The sequence below is a fragment of the Mycobacterium helveticum genome, from assembly GCF_007714205.1.
Lineage (GTDB): Bacteria > Actinomycetota > Actinomycetes > Mycobacteriales > Mycobacteriaceae > Mycobacterium > Mycobacterium helveticum.
In genome coordinates, this window is record NZ_VMQU01000196.1 from 1 (window position 1) to 6,165 (window position 6,165).

At 68.3% G+C, this 6,165-nt stretch carries 6 protein-coding genes; 3 read left to right on the forward strand and 3 right to left on the reverse strand.

Going from position 1 to position 6,165, the window contains the following annotated elements:
• Positions 1-996: PecA family PE domain-processing aspartic protease (locus FPZ47_RS28670; RefSeq protein WP_168209570.1), on the forward strand; the 996-nt coding region annotated here is incomplete at its 5' end.
• A 29-nt stretch (positions 997-1,025) separates the two neighbouring features.
• Here FPZ47_RS28670 and FPZ47_RS25960 read toward each other — a convergent pair.
• On the reverse strand, positions 1,026-1,811 hold the full coding sequence (locus FPZ47_RS25960; protein WP_144953544.1) for a sulfite exporter TauE/SafE family protein: 786 nt from the start codon (positions 1,809-1,811) through the stop codon (positions 1,026-1,028).
• A gap of 343 nt (positions 1,812-2,154) precedes the next feature.
• Between FPZ47_RS25960 and FPZ47_RS25965 the strand changes: the two genes are divergently transcribed.
• Positions 2,155-3,816 carry a PecA family PE domain-processing aspartic protease gene (locus tag FPZ47_RS25965; RefSeq protein WP_144953541.1) on the forward strand — a complete coding sequence of 554 codons (1,662 nt, stop codon included), beginning with the start codon at positions 2,155-2,157 and terminating at the stop codon, positions 3,814-3,816.
• A 401-nt stretch (positions 3,817-4,217) separates the two neighbouring features.
• Here FPZ47_RS25965 and FPZ47_RS25975 read toward each other — a convergent pair whose 3' ends face one another.
• Together FPZ47_RS25975 and FPZ47_RS25980 are read right to left on the reverse strand one after the other, a co-directional pair.
• Complete coding sequence (locus FPZ47_RS25975) at positions 4,218-4,406, reverse strand: hypothetical protein (protein WP_145039708.1); 189 nt, start codon at positions 4,404-4,406, stop codon at positions 4,218-4,220.
• A 13-nt stretch (positions 4,407-4,419) separates the two neighbouring features.
• Entirely contained in the window at positions 4,420-5,121 is a 702-nt protein-coding gene (locus FPZ47_RS25980; protein ID WP_144953532.1) for a hypothetical protein, read from the reverse strand.
• Between the two features lie 681 nt (positions 5,122-5,802).
• Between FPZ47_RS25980 and FPZ47_RS25985 the strand changes: the two genes are divergently transcribed.
• Complete coding sequence (locus FPZ47_RS25985) at positions 5,803-6,156, forward strand: hypothetical protein (protein WP_145039711.1); 354 nt, start codon at positions 5,803-5,805, stop codon at positions 6,154-6,156.
• Positions 6,157-6,165 lie beyond the last annotated feature (9 nt).

The following is a 6,165-nucleotide window of genomic DNA, read 5'->3' on the forward strand; positions in this document are numbered from 1 at the left end:
GGCCTGTTCGGCCCGGCGGGGCTGATCGGCAACGGGGGGACCGGCGGCGCCGGCGGGTCCACCGCATACGGCGGTGCCGGCGGCATCGGCGGCTGGTTGTTGGGCAGCAACGGCGCCATCGGCGCTCCGGGCGCCGACGCCCCGCAGAACGTCACCGTCCCCCTGACGATGTACAAAGTCGTCGAACCCATCGTCTACGCGTCGGTCAACGGCGGACCGAGTGTGCCTTTGCTCCTGGACACCGGCTCCACGGGGCTGGTGCTTCCGCTTCACTACGTCGGGATACAGCATCTGGGCATCCCCACCGGGTTCGGCACGAGCGGATACAGCGGGGGACTGGGGTATTTCTACCTCACGTTCCACGGGCCGGTGGATTTCGGCAACGGCGTCGTCACCCCCTCGACCGCGTACAACGTCCCCATCTTCTCCTGGCCGACGAGCTTGTCCGCATTCCCCACCTCGTTCGGCCAGTATTTCGAACCCAACGGGGTCGTCGGCGTCATGGGCGTCGGGCCCAACGCGATCGGCCCCGGCCCCAGCAGCCCGATCACGGCCCTGCCGGGGAGCCTCGGCCAGGGTGTGCTCATCAACGAGGTCTATGGGACGACGCCCTATCTCGACTTCGGCCCGGCTCCGACGGGGATGTCCGTGCTGGCCACGATCACCGGGGCGCCGATCAGCGATCTGTATGTGACGGTCGGCGGCCCGTACGCCAACCCGGCGCAGTATCCGACCTATCGGGCCGGCTCGATCATCGACACCGGCGGCGTGCAGGGAACCCTCCCGTCGTTCGTGAACGCCCAACCGGGGCAGGAGATTTACGTCTACGCACCGGGCAATCTCACGACGCCGCTCTACGCGTACCACTATTACAGCGACTACTACCCGATCACGGTGCCCGGCGACGATCTGATGAACACCGGGGCGCTGCCCTTCCTGCTGCGTCCGGTGTACCTGTCCAACGGCGGCAGCGGCTCGATGACTTTCTACGTATGACGCGGGGTGGGCCGGCCCCAAGACCGCGCCTAAAAGGCGGCGTAGAACGCAGCCGTTGCGATGGCCAAGACCCCGAGAACGGTGCGCAGGACGGCTTCGGGGAACACTGGTTGCAGTCGGGCGCCCACGTAGCCTCCGATGAGACCGCCGACGCCGGCGGAGATGCCGATGGCCCAGTCGGGTCCGATGTCATGTCCCGGATTGGTGACGGCCAGGATCGCGTAGGTGAACGCCCCGGCGATCGAGGTGACGAAGGTCGATGTCAGGGCGGCCGGCGCGACGGTCGGGATCGGCAGCCCGCGCCCGACCAGGATGGGGCTGAGCAGTGAGCCTCCGCCGATGCCGTAGATTCCGCCGACGACCCCGACCACCACGGCCAGCGCGGCGATCGATCGGTTTGACGGCTCACCCCGCGGCCGCCGCCGGGGCGGGCGCTGAGTTGGTCTGGGCAGGCACAGCCAAATTCCGAGGGGCAGCAGCAGCACCGCGACGACGAGGCGAAACAGCCGCGGCCCGGGGATGAGGAAGACCCGGATGACGGCCCCGCCGATGACGCCGGGCACGGTGCCGGCCAGCAGCAGCGCGGTCAGGGGGCTGCCCAGGGGCGCCCGGGCCCGATAACGGGCCAACGCTCCGGGAATGGCGACGATGTTGAACAGCAGATTCGTGGGGGTGACCGCGGGGTTGGGGACGTGCAGGACGCTCATCTGGAAGGGCAGCAGGAAGACCGCACCGGACACACCCACCGGCGCGGCGGTGACGGCGAGGGCCAGGCCCGCGGCGAAGCTGACGAGCGCGGATTGTGCGGGCGTCATTCCCGCACTATCCCCGAACCGGATGTGTGCGGGCAACTTCCGACGCCCGGTCCGGCCGCACAGGCCCGCACCGATCCAACGGTCGCGGTTTCCGCCGGGCGCCGCGTGAAATGGCTAACATTTCTCGGCCCGTGAAGGCCGCTGAGCTGCGCCGATGCCCTTCTCGGCCGGCACGGCGCTACTGACATGGGTCTAGTAGCTTGAATTCAAGATTTTTCCAGCCGCGCTGTCATAAAGTGCGAACACCGGCCGTCGTGATGGTTCCGATCGCTGTGGTCTCAGCGTGAGAAGCCCGTGACCGGTAACAGGTGGGGTGTTGTGGAGGGGAAGGACACCAGCGGGGATGAGTTTTCTGACGTCACCACCCGAGATCAACTCGCTGTTGATGTATTCCGGTGCGGGTTCGGGACCGATGCTGGCCGCGTCGGCGGCCTGGGACGGGTTGGCCAACGAGTTGAGTTCGGCGGCCCAGTCGTTCTCCTCGATCACCGCCGGTTTGGCCGGCCAGGCGTGGCAGGGGCCCTCGTCCGCGGCGATGATGGCGACCGCTGCCCGCTACACCAACGTGCTCAGCACCGCCTCCGCCCAGGCGCAGACGGCCGCCGCCTCCGCGCAGGCCGTGGCCGGTGAGTTCGAGGCGGCGCTCTCGGCCGTCGTGCATCCCGAACTGGTGAGCACCAACCGCAACCAGTTGGTGCAGTTGGTGATCTCCAACCTGTTCGGGCAGAACGCCCCGGCGATCGCGGCCACGGAGGCCGAGTACGAGGCGATGTGGGCCAAGGACGTGGCCGCGATGGTCGGCTACCACGGCGGCGTGTCCGCCGCCGCGGCGCAACTGCCGACCTGGCAGGCGGCGGTGCAGGGCGCGTCGGCCCAGCTGAACGGCGCGGTGGCCGCCAGCCCGGTCGGCTCGGCGCTGAGCTCGCTGACCTCGGCCGCCAACGGCGGCTCCGTCGGCGGGGCGCTCACCAGCGCCGAACAGGGCGTCAACGTGGCCGTCGGCCAGGTCCGGTCGGACATCATCGGGGCGATCAACACGCCGACCGAGATGCTGCTCGGGCGTCCGCTGATCGGCACGGGAGCGACCGGGGCGGCCGGCAGCGCAGCCAACAGCACCGCGAGCAGCGGCGCCGTGATCAACTCCAACGGCAGCGCAACCGTTCCGCTGACAATCGTCGGCGGCACCGAACCCATCGTGAACGCGTCCGTCGGCAGCGGCAGTGCTGTGCCGCTACTGGTCGACACCGGGTCGACGGGACTGGTGATTCCCTACCAGGACGTCGGGGGAATCTTCGGTTTGCTGAGCAACGGCCTGCCCACCGGCTTCGGCTTGGGTGGCTACAGCGGGGGATTGGACTACCTGTATGCCACCTACAACATGCCGGTGAATTTCGGTGGCGGAGTCGTCACCAACTCGACCCCCGTCGACGTCGAACTGTTCGCTTGGCCGACGACTCTGCAGGGCTTCCAGAACTACGGCTTCTCGTTCCAGAACTTCTTCGCCGGCGACGGCGCGCAGGGCATCCTGGGTGTGGGCCCAAACGCCGGGGGCCCCGGGCCCAGCATTCCGACCCAGCACTTCGCGAACTCGTCATGGGACCAGGGGCTGCTGATCAACGAAACAGGCTCGAATCCGTCGTTGAGCTTCGGAACACCGGCACAACTCGGGTTGACCAACCCCGTGGCGGCGCTTCAGGGTTCGCCGATCACGAACCTGCAGGTGAGCGTCAACGGGGCGAGCCCGGTGTCAGTTCCCTCGATCGTCGACTCCGGCGGTGTGCAAGGAACCTTCCCGACATCGGTTCTGGGGAATCCGCCGACCGGGTCGACGATCGAGATCTACAGCGGTTCGGGTACACCGCTGTACTCCTACACCTACGAGGGTGGGTCCAGCGCGTACTACCCGACGCCCATCTCCAGCGGCCTGATGAACACCGGGTATGCGCCCTTCTCGTTGTACCCGACCTACATCGATTACGGGGCCAACACCACCACCCTCTACTAGGCACACGGGTCGGCTGTTGCCGCTCGGTTTCACCCCGCGCGCAGGCCGGGTGCCCATCACGTCATGGGGTGGGTGACGCAGGACGCCGTCGCGATCGTTTCGGCGTTGCTCGCCGCATTCTGGGCGGCGGTGGGGATTTGCCAGGCTGGAACACCTGATGACGGCCGCAAGGACGGGGAGTCCGTCGCTGTCAGTAGTCCGCGAGGTCCTCGCTCCAGCGCACGCCGCGAGGTCCTGGTGGTCGCCACGATGACCCGCCCACTTGGCGCGTTCACAGATCGTTTCGTCGAACACGGTGGTCGCCGGGCACCAGCCGTCCTGGCGGGCCCGCGGGCCCGGCCCGCGGGGCCCACGCCTGCGCGGCTCGGGTAATCCGCGCCACCGAGCGTCACGCCAGGCCATCAGTGCGTCGCAATCGCGTTGATTTGTAACCGGATTCGCCCGATCAGCCCATCCTCGACATCCATGTGGAGCACCACGGGATCCAAAGTGACGGTGCCGTGCGCGTACTGCAACATCGCCGGCATTTCCCGGACGCGGTCGACGAAGTCGTCGATGAAGGTGCGGTAGGCGGCGACCGGGACGTCCAAGAGTTGCGCCATATCATCCAGCAGCGGCGCATATTCGCTGGAGACTGCGAAGCCGCGGCAGCGCTCCCACCATGCCCAGGAATCGGTCGTGATAGTCCATCAGCCGGTTGGCGGTGTGCACGATGCCCTCCGCGTCCGCGCTGCTCTCGTCGCCGGGCTCGCCGAACACCCCGACGAACGCCGGGGTGAGCATGAAGTCCTCGACATGCTTGATCAGCGCGATCATTTCGTCCATGCGGTCGAGGACGAACCGGCCCACCTCCGCGCCGCCGGCCGCACGCCCGCCGCTGGGAGCGGCGTAGCCGAGCTGATCGTCGCGCAGCCGTGACCGCAGTCTGTCGCGTCGTTGCACCAGCACGGACGCGAACGCCGCCCACCGCCAGCACGGCGGCTTCTCCGCCAGCAGGGTGTCCAGATCCGCCTGCGTGTGGACGATGGTCGCGGTCTTGGGGTAGTCGGCGGCCCTGTCCGGCTCCGCTCTGATGTCGGGTTCGGGGTCGACCCGCCTCATCATCTCGGCGCCTTCGACGCCGTAGACACCCCGGGCGTCGCCGCGCTGGGCCCAACGGTCTTGCTGGTCGGCGCGGCGCGCGAGTTCCTCGTTCGCCCACGGTGACGCCGCGCGGCGGTTGGCGCTCCTGGCCGCCCGGGCCCGAACGGCGTAATACAACCCGACGCAGGCCGTCAGGGCTACCAGCCACCAAAAGACCGTCATGCCACCCTCCCATCGACGACCGTTCGGATCATCCCGCAGACCGAACGGTACGTCGTGGCACCGACAAGATCTCGCATCGGCCGCCGACGTTGTCGTTGCTTCTCCACGACATGCGGCCGGCCCGCGAGCGGTGGGCAGATCACGCCGCGCTCACCAGCTTGAAAAGCCTTCAGCCGCAATCCCCTTCGAGGATCGGCCACATCGTCGTCTGCTGCGCGCGCCAAGAGTTGTACCGCCCGTTCCCGCGCTCGAGCCCCGCGGCGATCTGCTCGGGGGAACACCCAAGTTGTCGGCGCCGCAGACCTCCTGAGTCGGGTCCGGGCCGTCGTCCGCGCTTGCCGGACTTGCCAATACCACCACCGCCGGTGCCATGGCACTTACCACCATAAGCGCCGTCAACCGGCCCACAAGCTGTCCGTACCCCATACGCCGAACCGTACAACGCTGGAATGCGGGAAGACCCCATGCCGGCTGGAAATTTGCCGGAAACCGGCCGCCCGAACCGGTGCACCACACCCACGAAACGACACACCGACGACATCGCCACAGCCCGAACGGGAATCGGAACCGCGCGACGCGCCGCCAGTGCCGCGATCTTCCCGATACCTGTTCGCGGGCCGACGCGCCGCCGAAAAGTTGTCGGACCGTCCGTGCACACTACGAACGAGTAGGAGTACAGCCATGGATGAAGAGGACGACGACGTCGGCGCGACAGCCGTCGTGCCGCCGTCGACTCAGGCCGCACCGGAACTGGCGTGGTCGCTCGACGACGACGGCGAGGCCATGCCCGTCGAGCGCCATTCGTGGCGCCTGGCGTGGGCGCAGGCAGCGGTCTTCGTGGCGCTGGGCGCGGTGTGCGCGTTCGCGATCGGCGCTGTCGGGTGGGTGCTGGTCCGCGGGCACGACGACTGGCGGCAGGCGCCCCCGGTCGCCCACCGGCCCGGCGAGGTCACCCAGACCCCCGCCAGGAAGGCGCCCGCCGCGCTCGCCGCCCCGGCGACCGTCACAGTCGAGGTGACCCCGCCCAGTCTCTAATACACATCT